Annotated in this window: 18 protein-coding genes; 7 read left to right on the top strand and 11 right to left on the bottom strand. The window is 55.2% G+C overall.

Annotated features, from left to right (window positions below):
* The first annotated feature begins 32 nt into the window (after positions 1 to 32).
* Positions 33 to 503 carry an SRPBCC family protein gene (locus tag AM329_RS10950; protein ID WP_023315604.1) on the top strand — a complete coding sequence of 157 codons (471 nt, stop codon included), beginning with the start codon at positions 33 to 35 and terminating at the stop codon, positions 501 to 503.
* A gap of 53 nt (positions 504 to 556) precedes the next feature.
* On the opposite strand, the gene AM329_RS10945 is transcribed toward AM329_RS10950, so the two are convergent.
* From AM329_RS10945 to AM329_RS10935, 3 genes are read right to left on the bottom strand one after another with little or no spacing between them, the layout of a single operon-like run.
* Positions 557 to 1,099, bottom strand: coding sequence for an acireductone dioxygenase (locus tag AM329_RS10945; protein WP_023315605.1), 543 nt, complete (start codon positions 1,097 to 1,099; stop codon positions 557 to 559).
* Positions 1,096 to 1,785, bottom strand: a complete 690-nt coding sequence (gene mtnC / locus AM329_RS10940; RefSeq protein WP_006809660.1) for an acireductone synthase — start codon at positions 1,783 to 1,785, stop codon at positions 1,096 to 1,098. The genes AM329_RS10945 and mtnC overlap by 4 nt, the downstream gene beginning before the upstream one ends.
* On the bottom strand, positions 1,782 to 2,396 hold the full coding sequence (locus tag AM329_RS10935) for a methylthioribulose 1-phosphate dehydratase (RefSeq protein ID WP_032608831.1): 615 nt from the start codon (positions 2,394 to 2,396) through the stop codon (positions 1,782 to 1,784). Before AM329_RS10935 ends, mtnC begins: the two co-directional genes overlap by 4 nt.
* Positions 2,397 to 2,518: 122 nt before the next feature.
* Here AM329_RS10935 and AM329_RS10930 point away from each other — a divergent pair, with 122 nt between their 5' ends.
* Positions 2,519 to 3,679, top strand: a complete 1,161-nt coding sequence (locus AM329_RS10930; RefSeq protein WP_003858773.1) for a pyridoxal phosphate-dependent aminotransferase — start codon at positions 2,519 to 2,521, stop codon at positions 3,677 to 3,679.
* Here AM329_RS10930 and AM329_RS10925 read toward each other — a convergent pair whose 3' ends face one another.
* From AM329_RS10925 to AM329_RS10915, 3 genes are all read right to left on the bottom strand, one after another.
* Positions 3,680 to 4,306 carry a ParB/RepB/Spo0J family partition protein gene (locus AM329_RS10925; RefSeq protein WP_022650584.1) on the bottom strand — a complete coding sequence of 209 codons (627 nt, stop codon included), beginning with the start codon at positions 4,304 to 4,306 and terminating at the stop codon, positions 3,680 to 3,682. It lies immediately after the preceding gene.
* Entirely contained in the window at positions 4,291 to 5,514 is a 1,224-nt protein-coding gene (locus AM329_RS10920) for a phosphoadenosine phosphosulfate reductase (protein ID WP_032608832.1), read from the bottom strand. The genes AM329_RS10925 and AM329_RS10920 overlap by 16 nt, the downstream gene beginning before the upstream one ends.
* A gap of 128 nt (positions 5,515 to 5,642) precedes the next feature.
* Positions 5,643 to 6,563 (bottom strand): LysR substrate-binding domain-containing protein, encoded by a 921-nt coding sequence (locus AM329_RS10915; protein WP_022650586.1) that lies wholly within the window; start codon positions 6,561 to 6,563, stop codon positions 5,643 to 5,645.
* 621 nt (positions 6,564 to 7,184) lie between these two features.
* Here AM329_RS10915 and ahpC point away from each other — a divergent pair.
* Both ahpC and ahpF read left to right on the top strand, forming a co-directional pair.
* The gene (ahpC, locus tag AM329_RS10910) at positions 7,185 to 7,748 is read left to right on the top strand and encodes an alkyl hydroperoxide reductase subunit C (RefSeq protein WP_003858764.1); all 564 of its coding nucleotides are present in this window, start codon (positions 7,185 to 7,187) and stop codon (positions 7,746 to 7,748) included.
* Between the two features lie 242 nt (positions 7,749 to 7,990).
* The gene (gene ahpF, locus AM329_RS10905; protein ID WP_032608833.1) at positions 7,991 to 9,556 is read left to right on the top strand and encodes an alkyl hydroperoxide reductase subunit F; all 1,566 of its coding nucleotides are present in this window, start codon (positions 7,991 to 7,993) and stop codon (positions 9,554 to 9,556) included.
* A 59-nt stretch (positions 9,557 to 9,615) separates the two neighbouring features.
* Here the strand turns inward: ahpF and uspG are convergent, their stop codons facing one another.
* Positions 9,616 to 10,044, bottom strand: coding sequence for a universal stress protein UspG (gene uspG, locus AM329_RS10900; protein WP_022650588.1), 429 nt, complete (start codon positions 10,042 to 10,044; stop codon positions 9,616 to 9,618).
* A 181-nt stretch (positions 10,045 to 10,225) separates the two neighbouring features.
* Between uspG and AM329_RS10895 the strand changes: the two genes are divergently transcribed.
* Entirely contained in the window at positions 10,226 to 11,464 is a 1,239-nt protein-coding gene (locus tag AM329_RS10895) for a zinc-dependent alcohol dehydrogenase (protein WP_022650589.1), read from the top strand.
* Between the two features lie 10 nt (positions 11,465 to 11,474).
* Here AM329_RS10895 and yldA read toward each other — a convergent pair whose 3' ends face one another.
* Together yldA and rnk are read right to left on the bottom strand one after the other, a co-directional pair.
* Complete coding sequence (gene yldA, locus AM329_RS26270; RefSeq protein WP_015571155.1) at positions 11,475 to 11,564, bottom strand: small membrane protein YldA; 90 nt, start codon at positions 11,562 to 11,564, stop codon at positions 11,475 to 11,477.
* Between the two features lie 137 nt (positions 11,565 to 11,701).
* A complete protein-coding gene (gene rnk, locus AM329_RS10890) occupies positions 11,702 to 12,112 on the bottom strand; it encodes a nucleoside diphosphate kinase regulator (RefSeq protein WP_032608834.1) in 411 nt (136 codons plus the stop codon).
* A gap of 262 nt (positions 12,113 to 12,374) precedes the next feature.
* Between rnk and AM329_RS10885 the strand changes: the two genes are divergently transcribed.
* Positions 12,375 to 12,995, top strand: a complete 621-nt coding sequence (locus tag AM329_RS10885) for a flavin reductase family protein (RefSeq protein WP_003858756.1) — start codon at positions 12,375 to 12,377, stop codon at positions 12,993 to 12,995.
* 1 nt (position 12,996) lies between these two features.
* The gene (locus tag AM329_RS10880; protein ID WP_032608836.1) at positions 12,997 to 13,851 is read left to right on the top strand and encodes an AraC family transcriptional regulator; all 855 of its coding nucleotides are present in this window, start codon (positions 12,997 to 12,999) and stop codon (positions 13,849 to 13,851) included.
* A 3-nt stretch (positions 13,852 to 13,854) separates the two neighbouring features.
* Here AM329_RS10880 and ptsP read toward each other — a convergent pair whose 3' ends face one another.
* On the bottom strand, positions 13,855 to 16,350 hold the full coding sequence (gene ptsP / locus AM329_RS10875) for a phosphoenolpyruvate--protein phosphotransferase (RefSeq protein ID WP_022650591.1): 2,496 nt from the start codon (positions 16,348 to 16,350) through the stop codon (positions 13,855 to 13,857).
* A gap of 22 nt (positions 16,351 to 16,372) precedes the next feature.
* The gene (ypdE, locus tag AM329_RS10870; RefSeq protein WP_032608838.1) at positions 16,373 to 17,413 is read right to left on the bottom strand and encodes an aminopeptidase; all 1,041 of its coding nucleotides are present in this window, start codon (positions 17,411 to 17,413) and stop codon (positions 16,373 to 16,375) included.

Below are 17,413 nucleotides of genomic sequence, written 5' to 3'. Positions count from 1 at the left end.
CCTTTAAGGGGCTCCCTTAAGAGGACAACATCGTGACGCTCGATCCTGAAACAGACTTAAAACTGGAGCGCGTGGTGGACGCACCGCGCGATCTGCTGTGGCTCTGCTGGACTACGCCAGAGCACATCAAAAACTTCTTCATTCCTGCTCCCCATAAGGTGACCGAATGCGACCTCGACCTGCGCGTGGGCGGGCGGTTCAATACCGTGTTTGAGGTGGACGGGCAGCGGATGGATAACCGGGGCGTATTCCTTGAAATCGATCCGGGGAAAAAGCTGGTCTTTACCGACGGCTATACCGAAGGCTGGAAACCGGCCGAGAAGCCGTTTATGACGGCAATTTTGCTCCTGGAAGACGCCGGGGAGGGCAAAACCCGCTATACGGCGATAGCGCGCCACCCCACGAAGGAAATCCGCGAGCAGCATGAACAGATGGGATTTCACGAAGGGTGGGGGATTGTGCTGGATCAGCTGGTGGGGTATGTGAAAGGGCTTAACGCTTAGTGCGCGTTGGTGCCCTCACCCCGACCCTCTCCCACAGGGAGAGGGAGAAAAGATCAGGCCAGGCGCGGATACGCATCCGCAATCGCATCCCCGGTAAACTGCGCCACCCAACCCTCCGGGTTATCGAAAATACGAATGGCGGTAAAGTTCGGCTCTGAGCCCATATCAAACCAGTGCGGCGTGCCCGCGGGCACGGAGATCAGGTCGTTTTTCTCGCACAAGACCTGATATACCTCATCGCCGATGTGCAGGCAGAATAATCCCGCCCCTTCCACGAAAAAACGTACTTCGTCTTCGCCGTGGGTGTGTTCGTTCAGGAACTTCGCGCGCAGCGCCTCTTTCTGCGGATTGTCGGCGCGCAGGCTGATCACATCCCAGCTCTGGTAACCTTTCTCTGCCACCAGCTTGTCGATCGCATGCTGATACGCAGCGATCACGGCTTCAGGCGCGGGATCGTGCCCTAAATCGCGATCCGCAGCCCAGCGTTCAAACCGCACGCCTTTTGCGTTGAGCTGTTGGGCAATCTCGGCGGCGTCGGTGCTGTGCCACTGGTGCTGACTGGCGTCTTTATCGGAATAAATGGTCAATGCGCTCATGAAGGGATCTGCTCCGGATTAATCTCGTCAAACTGGTGGATCTGATGGTGATGGCTTGCGCCGTCATCTTCACCGCGAATCAGTTGCAGGGTACGAAAACCCGCCTGTTCAGCCGCGTCCAGCTCCTGATGAATATCCGACAGAAACAGGATCTGCGACGGGGCGATGCCCGTTTGCGCCGCAATATTTTGATAAGACTGCACCTCGCGCTTGGCGCCGATGTGGGTATCAAAATAGCCGCTGAATAAGTGAGTAATATCACCTTCGTCGCTGTAGCCAAATAACAGTTTCTGCGCGGCGACGGAGCCAGAGGAATAAACATAGAGATCAATCCCTTGTGCCTTCCACTTTTCCAGCGCGGGCAGTACGTCAGGATAGAGGTGTCCGGTAAAGTCGCCGTTGACGTAACCGTCCTGCCAGATGATGCCTTGCAGGGCTTTGAGCGCCGTCGATTTGCGGTCTTCATCCATAAAGGTAAACAGCACGTTGATGAGATCGCTGACGCTGGCATGCGGAGCGCTGATTTCATCGCGCAGGTTGTCCAGAATCGATTTGACCGGCTCGGCGTACTGCTGCGCGGTCACGAAGGCCGCCAGCCGCTCACGCGCGTAGGGGAACAAAACATCATGGACAAAACGGATATCGCTGGTGGTCCCTTCAATATCCGTCACAATCGCGCGAATCATACTCTCTCCCATTGTCGTAAACGCATTTCGCATTCAAATAAGAATTCTAAACCTTCCAGATGACGGCGGGCTTCGGCCACGTCGCGTCCCCAGCAGGTTAAGCCATGGCCGCGCAGAAGAAAACCACAATTAAGCGGGCGTTCCTGCGCGTAATGGGCGATGCGCGAGGCGAGGGCGTCGATGTCCTGGTCGTTATCAAACACCGGGATGGCCACCGTATCCCGATGCGTGGTCTGCCCGGTAAGGGATTTTTGCATCTCGAAACCGGTGATCTTCAGCTCGGCCTCGTTCACCAGCCGCGACAGCACCGTGGCATTGACGGTGTGAACGTGCAGGACGGCGTTAGCTTCGGGGAACAGGCGATAGATGAGGGTATGCAGCCCGGTCTCTGCCGACGGTTTACGGCCAGACGGCGCACGGTTGGTGGCGATTTCAACCTGTAGAAAATCGGCGGTGGTCAGGCTACCTTTATCTTTTCCGGATTCGCTCAGCCAGCACAGGTGTTCATCCTGACGCACGGACATATTGCCGCCGGTAGCGGGCGCCCAGCCTTTAGCGCCAATCCAGCGGCAGGCCTCGACCAGGTGTGTGAGTTGCAGGTTGTCTGTCATTTCCTTTTACCCTCTCGGCCAGGAATATTTATATCGTTTAGACGTCTAAGCGTCTTGATTGCCAAAGACTAACATCGTGTTATAGTGTCAGCAACATAAGTATTACAGGCAGGCACACTACAATGAGCAATAACCCGTTGATCCCGCAGAGTAAACTTCCCAATCTCGGCACGACGATTTTTACGCAGATGAGCGCCCTGGCGCAGCAGCACAACGCCATTAACCTCTCACAAGGTTTCCCGGATTTTGATGGGCCGAAATATTTGCAGGAGCGTCTGGCGTACCACGTTGCGCAGGGAGCCAACCAGTATGCGCCGATGACCGGCGTGCAGACGTTGCGTGAAGCCATTGCGGATAAAACGGCGGAGTTATACGGCCATAAGCCTGACGCGAACAGCGATATTACGGTGACGGCAGGGGCGACCGAAGCGCTGTATGCGGCGATAACCGCCCTGGTGCGTACGGGTGATGAGGTGATTTGTTTTGACCCGAGCTACGATAGCTACGCCCCGGCGATTGAACTGGCCGGCGGCGTGGTGAAGCGCGTGGCGCTCCAGCCACCGCATTTTCGCCCTGACTGGCAGGCATTTGCTGCGCTGCTGAGTGACAAAACCCGTCTGGTGATCCTGAATACTCCGCATAATCCGTCGGCGACGGTGTGGCAAAAAGCCGATTTTGCTGCGCTGTGGCAGGCCATCGCCGAACGTGAAATATATGTTCTGAGCGACGAGGTGTATGAGCATATCTGCTTCGCCGAAGTGGGGCATGCCAGCGTGCTGGCGCATCCGCAACTTCGCGAGCGTGCAATCGCGGTATCGTCATTTGGGAAAACCTACCATATGACCGGCTGGAAGGTAGGGTACTGCGTGGCCCCGGCGGCCATTAGCGCTGAGCTGCGCAAAGTGCATCAGTACCTGACGTTTGCCGTGAACACACCGGCTCAGCTGGCGCTGGCGGATATGCTGCGTGCGGAACCCGGACATTACCGCGAGCTGCCGCACTTCTATCGTGAACGTCGGGATCTGTTTGTGGCGGCGCTGAGCAAAAGCCGCCTGGAAATTTTGCCGTCTGAAGGAACCTATTTCCTGCTGGCCGACTACAGCGCGATTTCCGATCTGGACGACGTGAGTTTCTGCCAGTTGTTGACGAAAGAGGTGGGAGTGGCGGCCATTCCGCTGTCGGTGTTCTGCGCCGATCCCTTCCCGCATAAGCTGATTCGTCTTTGCTTTGCGAAGCAGGAATCGACGCTGCTCGCTGCGGCAGAGCGTCTGGCGACGCTCTGACTATTTCACCGTCCAGGCTTCTGAAAAACGACGGTCTGCGAAGAGTTCGAGCAGACCGTTGATCTGCTTCAGACGCAGCACTTCATCGCTGTCCATACCTAACTCCTGGCCAATTTTCTGCTCACTCCAGCCCATAAGCACCAGTTCTCGCACGATTTCTGACATGGCGTTGATCTGGTGGCGTCCACGCGCGCGGTTGTGACGAATAGTTGCCGCCATGCGATCGAACTTTTCCTGGCGCGCTTTACGCAGGCAGGTAACAGGGAGGTAACCTTTAAGCTGGCGCTTCAGGATCGCCCGGTTACTGCCGATATCATGACGGTGAAAACCATCGACAATTTCGTAGTGCTGTGGCGCATTTTCCGTCACAACGATAGGTTGTGTGAATCCATCCAGCTCCAGTGACTTGCTGAGCAGCCGCTTTTCCGGCGGCGCGACGTTATTTGGGTTGTAATCGTTAGCGGTGATGTTTGTCTTTTTTATCCACAATACGCAATCGACGGGCTGATCGCGAAAAGGGCTGATTTCATGTAATGCCTGACGAAACGCATTAATAGCGGCTATTCGCTCTTCTTCTGAAAGTGCCTGAAGGTACGTTTCCATTTCGGTGATTATTCGTTGTTGCATAAAATCCCCCATTCCTTGCGTTTTGCTTTCACTCTGTCGCTGTAGCGCTGATAGTGTTTAGGCTTATTTGGGCTAAACGAAAGTGCCCGGCACCAATAGTCATTGTTGAGTAAAACCTTACAAATGCGTCGCCAGGAAGGGATATCTTTTGCACCAATGTCACCCTCCTGCGTGTCGGGAATATCGTTCATGCCTCGCTTTTGATACCAGTGGAGATAAACCGCGATTTTGTTGCGGTAATGTTCCGCCGTATTTTGCGGCATGCTGTCGAGTAACAGCATGGCGTATTCGCGCCAGCCGAGATGATCTGGTTTCAGGATCTTCCGGTGGCCATAAAAATGGTTATCGTGCCCGGCATAAATACCTCCGCTTCGCACGCCGCAGGCGCGTTCACACATCGCCGCCCAGCGTTCGGGTTCAATGACATGATAGAGCCACAAGCCCTGACGCTGTTCCGGGCCAAACGGTTCGCAGATGCGCATATAACGCGGCGGCACCTCCGCCTTGTACATCAGGTCGTATAACGGGTTATAGCAACATTTTGATTTCGCGAACCACGTCCAGATGTCGGCGGTTTTCCAGTCGTACAAGGGGTAGATATACCAGGCGTGCCCACCCGGGGCGACGGTCGTCCAGGGTTTATCGTCAGAAAAGCGCTGCTTACGCGCCGACGCGATAGCCAGAAAGCGGTTGTAAGATTCATCGGCGCGGATCCCCACCATGACGGCGGCAGGACGTTTTTGTGCATACCATTCGGCAAACTCGCGCACGAAGGCTTCAAACGTCATTCCCTGCTGATAAAAATCGAAATAGTGGTAATCGGTAATGGCATCTTCCGGTGGCTGGCGAACCCAGTTTGTCCCGGGTTCCCAGCACTGCCATTCAGGTTGAAACTGTGACAGGGCGTTCTGGGTCGTGAGCGGAAGCGCTACCCACCAGAACTGATGGATAACATCCCGATACAGCGTTCTCATCGTGTCAACATGCTGAATGGTTGAGGAGAATTGCGCTTCCCAGTCCAGAAAGATGACATCTATTTTTCGCTTTAATTGCCGTGCTTTCTGGGCAACGAGATGCAGCATCACGGTAGAATCTTTTCCACCGGAAAAGGAAACGCAGACCCTGGAGAAATTGTTAAGCGTCCAGTCTATGCGTTCCGCAGAAGCGTCTAAAACATTTTCCTGTAAAGGGATTTTATAGATCGACATGATTAATCGCGTCCTGCGTATTAAATGTCTGGAAAAAAACAAAACGATATTATGGAATTATTTGTCCTTAATTTCACGGGGGCATTTTCTTCGGGTTGCCTTATTTGCATTCACCATGCAAATGTATTTTACGCCGACGGCGGAGAAACGCAGAGCTTATGCATTTTTTCAATGAATGTTGAAAAAACAGTGCTATTCAGTGATGAACGGCTGTAGAGCATATAGATCTTTAATTCAGGCAGCTCAAACGGTGGCTCAAGCCTTTTTAATTTCAACGGTTCTTTATATGTTTCATAGATCGACACGGGGATGAAGCCTAACAGATCAGATGAACAGACCATGGAGATGAGAGAGCTAAGGGAGTCCGTACGAAAAGCAATATTTCTTTCCGGAAACGCGTCATTTGCGCGACTCTGAAACTCTTTTACACCCGGATGAGCACTCTGGTAAAAAGTGAATTTCTCCTGGTATAGCACTTCCAGCGTGACTGCGTCAGCGAGCCTTGGGTGGTCTGCTCTACAGATTAAGGCTATCGGCACCGTGGTGAAGTGGGTGCAGACCACAGAGCGATTGTGGATAGGTGCGATAGAGAAGATGAGATCGGCCTTACGATAGGCCAACAAATCTTCCGCTGATTCGGAGGAAATGAGCATGTCTCTTTGCTCTATCTCATAATTCTCTTCAGATATTAACAGCTTCAACGGTTCGAGCATCGAACCAGGAGACACCATTTGAGAGCAATAGATAACGAACTTTTTTTTGATGTCCGAGTGATGCATCATGTTGATCGTCTGCTCAAGCTGATTGAGATTTTTTTCCAGATGATGATGCAGGTTGGTACCTACCGTGGTTGGCGTAATTCCCTTCCCTGAACGGATAAACAGGGGGTCATTAAGCTGACCGCGCAGGCGTTGCAGCGACTGGCTGACGGCGGATGGCGTGATATAAAGCGTCTCGGCAGCCCTACTGATACTGAGATGTTGGTAAATGCATTCGAAGATGACTAACAGATTGAGATCGAATTTTTTTAGGTCGTAGAGGTTTGCCATGTTTCGTCCTGAGTGAGTTGAGTTTGCTGTCGTTATCCCATCCTGGAGTACGACAGAGGGAAGTTACCCTTTACAATCCGTGTGAATAACTCGCTTAATTTAAAATTTAAGTGATCTTAATATATCACGGCTTTGGATTATTGAAACATAACTTCAAGACTAATTAAGATAATTTTATCTTTAAAGTTTGATTGAATTATTTGAATGAAAAGTGGTGTTTATATATAGCGTGAAACCCATAATGAAATTAAATTTATAATCTTTCAGAGACCTCTTCGATACTGCCTATCACAGCCATAGGCAGGACTATCCCTCTTATGCATTGCTCAATGCGCGCAGGGGTGCTGTAATCAAAGCGCTGTTACGGCCTTGATACAAGGTATGTAGAGCGCAACGCAACGCCAGCTTCGGCTGGCACTGAATGTACCTGCGGGGAATTCAGGTATCAGGGCCGCCCGTTGAGGCGGCCTTTTTACTTTCAGGCTTTCCTGTAAAAGGTTCACCTTGCTGTCTTGTTGCTGTTGTAAGGTTTGGCTGATTGATTTGATAAAGCATACGCATTAGCCCCGATGGATAAAGTTGGTTACCTTACATCTCAACGAAAACACGGAGGAAGTACAGATGTCTTTGATTAACACTAAAATTAAACCTTTCAAAAACCAGGCGTTCAAAAACGGTGAGTTCATCGAAGTAACCGAGAAAGATATCGAAGGCCGCTGGAGCGTGTTCTTCTTCTATCCGGCTGACTTCACCTTCGTTTGCCCGACCGAACTGGGCGACGTGGCAGACCACTACGAAGAACTGCAAAAGCTGGGCGTAGACGTTTACTCTGTTTCTACCGATACCCACTTCACCCACAAAGCGTGGCACAGCAGCTCTGAAACTATCGCGAAAATCAAATACGCGATGATCGGCGACCCGACTGGCGCCCTGACCCGTAACTTCGACAACATGCGTGAAGATGAAGGCCTGGCAGACCGCGCGACCTTCGTTGTTGACCCGCAGGGCATTATCCAGGCTATCGAAGTTACCGCTGAAGGTATCGGCCGTGATGCATCTGACCTGCTGCGCAAAGTGAAAGCGGCTCAGTACGTTGCTTCTCACCCAGGCGAAGTGTGCCCGGCGAAATGGAAAGAAGGCGAAGCGACGCTGGCGCCATCTCTGGACCTGGTCGGCAAGATCTAAATTTCCGTCGTTTTTCACGCCATAGCTGCGTTGGCGTCGCCTGCTCACCCCGGTCACTTACTTTAGTAAGCTCCCGGGGATTCTCAGGCTAGCCGCCTTGCTCTGACGCGAAATACTTTGGAAATTGTTTCAGTCATGGGCGCTCCCCGCGCCCATTTCATTCCAGCACCATGATGCAAGTTGCATTCAGGCAGCCCGTATAAGGCGGCTTGCATGATGACGTTTTAAGAGAGGGAAGAATAATGCTCGACACTAACATGAAAACCCAGCTCAAGGCCTACCTTGAGAAACTGACCAAACCTGTTGAGCTGATTGCCACGCTGGACGACAGCGCGAAATCGGCAGAAATCAAAGCACTGCTGACAGAGATTGCTGAGCTGTCGCCGAAAGTGACCTTCAAAGAAGACAACACGCTGGCAGTCCGTAAGCCTTCTTTCCTGATCGCCAACCCAGGGTCTGACCAGGGGCCGCGTTTCGCGGGCTCTCCGCTGGGGCACGAATTTACGTCCCTGGTGCTGGCGCTGCTGTGGACCGGTGGTCATCCGTCAAAAGAAGCGCAGGCGCTGCTGGAGCAGATCCGCGATATCGACGGTGATTTTGAGTTTGAAACCTATTACTCGCTCTCCTGCCACAACTGCCCGGACGTGGTGCAGGCGCTGAACCTGATGTCAGTCCTCAACCCACGCATTAAGCACACGGCGATTGACGGCGGTACGTTCCAGAACGAAATCACCGAGCGCAACGTGATGGGCGTTCCGGCGGTTTACCTGAATGGCCAGGAGTTCGGCCAGGGGCGCATGACGCTGACCGAAATCGTCGCCAAAGTGGATACCGGCGCAGAAAAACGCGCGGCGGAAGAGCTGAACCAACGCGATGCTTATGACGTGCTGATTGTTGGCTCAGGCCCGGCGGGCGCGGCGGCAGCGGTCTACTCCGCACGTAAAGGGATCCGTACCGGTCTGATGGGCGAGCGTTTCGGTGGTCAGGTTCTGGATACCGTAGACATTGAAAACTACATTTCCGTGCCGAAAACCGAAGGCCAGAAGCTGGCCGGTGCGTTGAAAGCGCACGTCAGCGACTACGACGTGGATGTCATTGACAGCCAGAGCGCCAGCAAACTGGTTCCGGCGGCGGTCGAGGGTGGTTTGCACCAGATTGAAACGGCGTCCGGCGCGGTGCTGAAGGCGCGCAGCGTGATCATTGCCACCGGCGCGAAATGGCGCAACATGAACGTCCCGGGCGAAGATCAGTATCGCACCAAAGGCGTGACCTATTGCCCCCACTGTGACGGCCCGCTGTTCAAAGGTAAACGCGTCGCGGTGATCGGCGGCGGTAACTCCGGCGTGGAAGCGGCTATCGATCTGGCGGGAATTGTGGAACACGTTACCCTGCTGGAGTTCGCTCCGGAGATGAAAGCGGACCGGGTGTTGCAGGATAAGGTGCGTAGCCTGAATAACGTCGACATTGTGCTCAATGCCCAGACGACAGAAGTGAAAGGCGACGGCAGCAAAGTGACTGGTCTGGAATACCGTGACCGCGTGAGCGGCGATATCCACAGCGTAGCGCTGGCAGGGATCTTTGTTCAGATTGGCCTGCTGCCAAACACCACCTGGCTGGAAGGCGCTATTGAGCGTAACCGCATGGGCGAGATCATCATCGATGCGAAATGCGAAACCAGCGTTAAGGGCGTATTTGCGGCGGGCGACTGCACCACCGTGCCGTACAAACAGATCATCATCGCTACCGGTGAAGGTGCGAAAGCGTCGCTGAGTTCGTTTGATTACCTGATCCGCACCAAAACTGCATAATAAAAGAAAGCAAGACGACACCTGCAATGCCAGAGGCCACCTAAAGGTGGCCTCTTTTTTTATCTGACGACCATCACCGGAATGTGGGTGTGGCGGATCACGCTGGAGGCGTTCGACCCCAGCAGGTGAGTGGTGATGGAAGGGTTACGTGAACCAATCACTACCACGTCGGCATTTAATTCCCCGGCAAGCTCATTAACGGCGTCGCGCACGCTACCGAACCGGACGTGGGTTTTGATGCGGGAAGGATCGATGCTGAAGTGCCCGACCATGGTTTGCAGGCGCGTCTCGGCTTCGTGCTGTAAATGCTCTTCAAAACGACGCACATCAGCAGCGAAACGATGCAGGCTCAGGCTGGCAGAGCCCGGCAAAACATGCAGAAGATGAATAATTCCGTCCTGCTGCGCGAGAAATTCCGCGTGACGTATAGCCTTATCACTCAGTTCCATTTCAAAAACATCAACCGGCATAATGATTGTTTGATACATAACCGTTTCTCCTTGTTAATAAACGCTGGAATCATTCAACCACAAAATATAAATGGTTTCTGTAATCCCGACAGCACTTTTTTATCTCGCCAGGATAAATCTCAAAACAGCCGGATTCCGGGGCAGATCCCGAGAGGTAGCTACCCTTTTATAAGCTTACCCACACCCTTTCGGAGGTTGCATGAAAGCTCTCACCTATCACGGTCCACATCATGTTCGGGTCGATAATGTCCCCGATCCGGGCATCGAACAGCCTGACGATATCATCCTGCGCGTAACGGCCACGGCGATCTGTGGTTCTGATTTGCATCTTTATCGCGGAAAAATTCCCAAGGTCCAGCATGGCGATATCTTTGGTCATGAATTTATGGGCGAGGTGGTGGAGTGCGGGAGCGAAGTGAAGAACGTGCAGAAAGGTGACCGGGTGGTGATCCCGTTTGTAATTGCCTGCGGTGACTGCTTCTTTTGCCAGATGCAACAGTACGCGGCCTGCGAAAACACGAATCGCGGGCAGGGCGCGGCGCTGAACAAAAAGCAAATTCCCGCCCCTGCCGCGCTGTTTGGCTACAGCCATCTTTACGGCGGCGTGCCGGGCGGACAGGCGGAGTATGTGCGCGTCCCGAAAGGCAACGTGGGGCCGTTTAAAGTGCCTCAACTGCTGTCTGACGACAAAGCGCTTTTCCTGTCAGATATTCTGCCTACCGCCTGGCAGGCGGCGAAAAATGCGCAGATTCAGAGAGGCTCCAGCGTCGCCGTATTCGGGGCCGGGCCGGTGGGGCTACTGACCATTGCCTGCGCGCGGCTTCTCGGCGCAGAGCAGATTTTTGTGGTTGATCATCATCCCTATCGACTGCGGTTTGCCCAGGAGCGCTACGGCGCGATCCCGATTAACTTTGATGACGATAACGACGCGGCGGAGAAAATCATTGAGCAAACGGCCGGACAGCGCGGAGTGGATGCGGTGATTGATGCCGTCGGGTTTGAGGCCAAAGGCAGCACCACGGAAACGATCCTCAGTAACCTGAAAATTGAAGGCAGCAGCGGCAAAGCCCTGCGCCAGTGCATTGCTGCGGTGCGGCGCGGAGGCGTGGTCAGCGTGCCGGGCGTGTATGCCGGTTTTATACACGGCTTCCTGTTTGGCGATGCCTTCGATAAAGGGCTGAGCTTTAAGATGGGGCAGACCCACGTCCATGCCTGGCTGGGAGAGCTGCTGCCGCTTATCGAAAAAGGGCTGCTTACACCGGAAGATATTGTCACCCACTATCTTCCGCTGGCTGATGCGGAGCGCGCCTATAAAATCTTCGAAAAACGGGAGGAGGAGTGCCGCAAGGTGATCCTGGTGCCTGGTGCAGACACCCCGGAGGCAGCGCAGCAGAAAGTGAAGGGACTGGTGAATGCCTTCCCCGGCGGCGTTGTGTGAGGTTCCTCACTCACCAGTGGCGCTCAAGGTATAGCACGGCCACGACGAGGATCGCCAGGATGATGAGAAAAACCAGTGTGATAACAAGTATCTCACCCATGACCGTCCCCACGGCACCACAACAGAGTAAGCGTGGATTAAGCGGTTTTTGTCCGATATAACACAATCGGGTGAATTTGCGGAAAGAGGATGCGGGTGCATCCTCTGTGCAAAGCGGGGTCGCTTGTTCAGAAGGGATTAACGCAGGTAATCGCCAGCGGCTTCGGGCTGGTAGAACAGCTCAAGCACTTCCAGGTGAGCTGAGGCACCGCCCGGGAGTTCCCAGTGGATAGTATCGCCTGTGCGCAGTCCAAGCAGCGCCGCGCCCACGGGTGCCAGCACCGACAGTTGCGTGCTGCTGTCGGTCATCTGCGCCGGATAGACCAGCGTACGGGTGAGCTCCTCGCCGGTGGTCAGGTTGCGGAACTTCACCTGGCTGTTCATGGTGACCACATCATGCGGCATGGTCTCAGGCGTACACATCTGCGCCCGGTCTAGCTCTTCGTTCAGCGCATCGGCTACCGGCAGCGAGGCGAATTCTGGTTTCTCCAACAGTCGGTCAATACGTTCTGCGTCGAGTTCATTGATGATAATCGTAGGTCTGGACATTTTTACTCCATGTCGTTAATGCTGCGTGTAACGCAGAAACCAATCCAAAAGAAAACCCTCGCCGTCTGGCAGCGAGGGTTTAACTTAGCTGATGATACTGTTTGAAACCGTAAGTTTGAAGTGATGAAGGTCACAATCATGCGCCATATGAATTTTTGGCAATAAACCCGGCGTCCCGATTCACGCTGAACGGAAATTTCGTTACGCTGGAAAGACTGAACCCGGGCAATGCACGTTGCAGCCCCAGCGTAGAGAGAGCGATATGTACTTTTACCAACCTTCTCAGGGGCACGGCCTGCCGCACGACCCGCTGAACGCCATTATCGGTCCACGTCCAATTGGCTGGATCTCATCCTGTGATAAGGCCGGTCAACTGAACCTTGCCCCGTACAGCTTCTTTAACTGTTTTAACTATCGCCCACCGATCATTGGTTTTTCCAGCAATGGCTGGAAGGATAGCGTGCGGAATATTACCGAAACGGGGGAGTTTGTCTGGAACCTCGCAACGCGCGATCTGGCCGAGGCGATGAATGAAACCTCCGCCACGCTCCCTCATGGCGAGGATGAATTTACCTTTGCCGGCCTGACGCCCGTAGCCAGCCAGCTTGTGAGCTCGCCGCGCGTGGCGGAAAGCCCGGTGAATTTCGAGTGTCGATTGTCACAGTGCATTCAGCTTACCGGCGCGGATGGGACACCGATTGATACCTGGCTGGTGCTCGGCGAAGTCGTGGGCGTCCATATCGCCGAGAGTTTGCTGGAAGAGGGGATTTACCAGACCGCGAAAGCGCAGCCCATTCTGCGTGCGGGTGGACCGACGGCCTACTATGCCATCAGTGATAGCCATCGCTTCGACCTGGTACGCCCGGATGCGCGCAGGGGGTAATATGCGCGCAACCCTGTTGCCCGCCGATCAGCAGTTTTTTGCCGATCTGTTGAGCGGCCTGGTGCTCAACCCACAGCAGTTGGGGCGAGTCTGGTTTGCTCATCGTGGCGCGTCTGACGCTGTCGGAAGCGTGAGCCGCGACTGGCCACGGCTTGACGTCGTTCTTCGCGGGGAATATGGCAACAGACTGGTTGCCGGGCAGCAGCCCCTCCACCAGGGGGAAATGCTGTTTCTTCCCGCCCAGGCCGCCAGCGTCCCGGTGTTTGAACGACCGGTCATGCTGCTGAGCATTCTTTTCGCGCCGTCGTGGCTGGGGCTGGTGTTTCATGATACCCGGCACGGGCGATCCGTGCCTGCGCAGCGACACGTGGAGCTTCCTCACCCTGAACGAGGTGAGTGTGCCGCGATGCTGATGGCCCTGACGCACCTGAGCGCTTCCCCGCAGGACCAGGCTATTATTCAACCACTGGTGCTGAGCCTGCTGCACTGGTGCCGTAAAGTGGTGTCGTCGCTGCCTGAACCGGGAGTGTCGCGCGGGGATTTCCTCTATCAGAGCATTTGTAACTGGGTGCAGGAAAACTATGCTGAACCCCTGTCGCGGGACAGCGTCGCTTCGCTGTTTAATATTTCGGCTAACCATCTGTCACGCCTGTTCTCTCAACAGGGGACGATGAGTTTTGTGGATTACGTTCGTTGGGTGCGTATGGCGAAGGCGAGAACCATCCTGCAAAAATACCACCTGCCGGTGGGGGAAGTGGCGAAGCGCTGCGGCTATGCCGATAGCGACTATTTTAGCCGTCTGTTCCGGCGCCAGTTTGGCCTGACGCCGGGGGAGTATCGCGCACGCTTTCAGTGACAGTCAGAACGTGATTTCTGCGTTCAACAGATCCAGGATACTTTGCGGCGTCGTTGCTGCAAACAGCGACTCGCGAAATGTTTTATTGACCAGCTTCCGCGCCAACTGGGAAAAGACCTTCACGTGATTAATCCCTTCCTGAGCGCCGAGCGTCAGCATGATCACCAGCTCGACGTCGCCCAAATCCGACTCCCAGTCAATCGCCTTGTCCAGACGGGCAATGCTGATGCTGGAGTGGCGTATCCATTGCGATTTGGTGTGAGGGATCGCCACGCCAAACCCGACGGCGGTGGTGACAATCTCTTCGCGCTGCCAGAGATCTTCTTCAAGCTCGAGCGGGTTTTCGGTCCTGCCATGAATCGCAAGATTTCCGCATAAGAACTGAAGCACCTGCTCTTTTGAGGTCAGCGGCTCATTGACCACGATAGTCTCCAGCGCCAGCAATGGACGCGGCGGCGCTTCCGGTGTGAAATCCGCCAGCAGGGCTTCAATCTCCTCTGCGCTGCGGCTGTCGCAGGCCTTATCTGCCAGCGCCCGGCAGGTCGCCATGTCCAGCTGACGCAACTGGGTTTTTACCGCAGGGATGCGCGGCCCGCTCATGCTGAACTCATCTAAGCCCAGCCCAAGCAGAAGAGGGAGGTAGCGCTGCTCTCCGCCAAGTTCCCCGCAAATGCCGACCCATTTCCCGTGACGATGCGCTGCGGTGACGATCTGGCGAACCATGCGTAAAAAAGACGGTGTGATGGGGTTATACAGCCCCGACACGCGCGGGTTGTTGCGATCAACAGCGTAGAGATACTGAGTCATATCGTTCGAGCCGATACTGAAGAAATCCACCTCTTCGCAGAAGTGATCGATGATAAAGCAGACTGAAGGCACTTCAACCATGATCCCCAGCGGCAGGCGCGCGGTGTGACGTAACCCCTGTGAGGCCAGGGCGTCACGAACGTTTTGCAGCTCCTGTTTGATCCATAAAATCTGATCGAGGCTGTGCACCATCGGGATCATCAACAGCGCATTGCCGCTTGCGCCTGCGCGTAAGATCGCGCGCAGTTGGGTGCGGAAGAGATCGGCAAATTCGGGATAAATGCGAACGGCGCGATAGCCGAGGAACGGGTTTTCTTCCTGGGGAATGTTCAGATAAGGGATCTGCTTATCGCCGCCGATGTCCATTGTGCGAAAGATGACCGGCTTGCCCTGCGCGGAGAGCAGCACCTGCTGATAAGCTTCGAATTGCTCCTGCTCGTCCGGCGCGGTGTCTCTGTCCATATACAGCATTTCAGTGCGAAACAGCCCGATACCCTGCGCGCCGCAAGTAAACGCCCCGGGCGCTTCCAGCGCGCTGCCGATGTTGGCGGCAATCTCTACCGGTACGTTGTCGCGGGTGAGCGCTGGAAGACCCGCATCTTTAATCTGCTGCTGGTGGCGTCGGTCGGCAAGGCGCTGCGCCACGCTGTAGTAATCATTCACCGCGTCGTTGGGTTCAACGACCAGCACGCTACAGATGCCGTCCAGAATGACCTCTTTTCCCATCAACGGCGCCAGTGAGGCGACCGTTAAACCACTCAGCACAGGCACGGAGGCCGCGCGTGCCAGGATCAGCGTATGCGACGTCCGGCCTGTTTTTTCAAGCACCATGCCTTTCAGGTACTGCGTGTCGAGGCTGAGAAACTGGCTGGGCGTCAGATCTTCCGCCACCAGAATGGTGGGGGCGCTAAGGGTGAATGCGGAGGTTTGCTGCAACTCCGGCCAGGTAATGTTAAGAAGCTGCTCGCTGATGTCGCGAATATCGCTGACGCGTTCACGCAGGTAATCGCTGGCGGAGAGTGACAGCTTGTCGCAGATCAGCTCCATATTACGAATGATCGCCTCCGCAAGGCTTAGCCGCTCCTCGGCGATCAGTCGGCGTATGGTGCCGCCAAACTCCTCATCCTGGATCAGCGAAAGATGCGCGCTGAGAATGGTTTTACTCTCGCCGTCCAGCCCGCGCAAGCGGTGGTTGAGCTGTTCGGCCAGCGTCGCCAGGCTGTGTTCCAGGCGGGTAATATCTTCCGGCGAGGCGGGGATCTGACAATAACGTTTGAGGTTATCGCTCTGCCAGCCTCGCAGAGTGCCAGCCCCGATGCCACTGGCGAGCGTAATGCCGTGCTGAAGATGGGGAGCAAGCCTTACAAGCGAGCGGGGCAGGGGATGCGCAACGTGCGGCGCGTCGCCGGAGGGAATACTGTCGCTGTCGATAAACGCGCCGGTGAGATACGCCTCCAGCACGCGTCGGGCCTGCTCCTCGTCGCTGCCGTTAATTTCCAGCACGCAGCTGTCATTAAACAGCGTACCGGTACTGATCAGCGCCAGCGAGCTTTTGGCATCCGCGTGAGTGTGAAGCCGTCTGTTGATAAAACGGATGTCGCTGCGCCATGCGCTGCACTGCTCTTTTAACGCCCAGGCCGGACGCGCATGCAGGCCGTTGGGCAGTGGGCAGAAAAATTCAATTGAAAGCATACTTCCTCCTGGCCGCGTGAGATCAGCATCTGAAGTCCGTCAGATGATCCACGGTCTCACGGTTCATGCCTGCCACAAGCGCGACAAGCAGTTGTTGGGTGTGATGAATGTCTTTTTCGTCGGCAATGGATGCCGCGCAGTGCCCGTGTCGGGTAGGGGGACCAAGCACAAGAGTCGGCACGCCAGTGCCGAAGAGATGGATCGCCCCGCCGTCCGTTCCGCCGTTGCTGAACATGTCTTTTTGCAGCGGGATCCCCTGCGAGCGCGCGATTGTCTCAGCCAGCGCAATCAGTTTGGCTGGGGCGATGAGCGTTTTGTCGTACAGCACCAGCATCGGGCCCGCACCGATCTGGCGATGGTTGGCGCTGCCATAATCGAAATTTTTTGACCAGCAGGCGGTATCCAGCACCAGCGCGATATCAGGATGAATGGCGCGCGTGGCGGTCTGGCCGCCGCGCAGGCCGACCTCTTCACTTGAGCTGGCCACCAGCCAAAGCTCGCAGTCGAGCGGCGTCTGGTGCAGCTCGCGCAGCAGCGCGATCAGCAGGTAACAGCCGAGACGATCGTCGAAGGCTTTACCCATCACCCGATTGTGGGGAAGGATTTGAAAGGGTGTATCGAACGTCACGCGGTCGCCTGCGTCGATACCGGCGGCGAACACCTCCTCCGCCGACGTCGCGCCAATGTCGACACGCAAATTGTCAACGTTTTCTCCTTTCAGATCCCCATCCAGCAGTCCCGGTATTTTTTTCCCGTTACGCGTGGTGATGCGCACCGGCTGAAGGGTACGGGCCATCATGCGCACGTTGCCGATGGGCAGGACATCAATGGCCCCTTCGCGCGAGACGCTGCGCACCATAAAACCGACTTCATCCATATGGGCGCAGACCATCACCTTCGGGCCCCGGCTCTGGTTGACGCGGATAAGCACGGAACCCAGCCCATCAAACTGAACCTCTTTATGGTACTTTTGCGCCTCACTGAGCAGGATGTCGCGCACCTCTTGCTCTGAGGTCGCAATGGCGTCTGCTTCGCTCAGGGCGCGCAGTAAATCTCTGTCCAC

The sequence above is a fragment of the Enterobacter cloacae complex sp. AR_0002 genome, from assembly GCF_001922365.1.
GTDB classification, from domain to species: Bacteria; Pseudomonadota; Gammaproteobacteria; order Enterobacterales; family Enterobacteriaceae; genus Enterobacter; species Enterobacter hormaechei_C.
The sequence above is the reverse complement of the archived record's forward strand: the minus strand, read 5'-3'. Positions and strand labels throughout refer to the sequence as shown.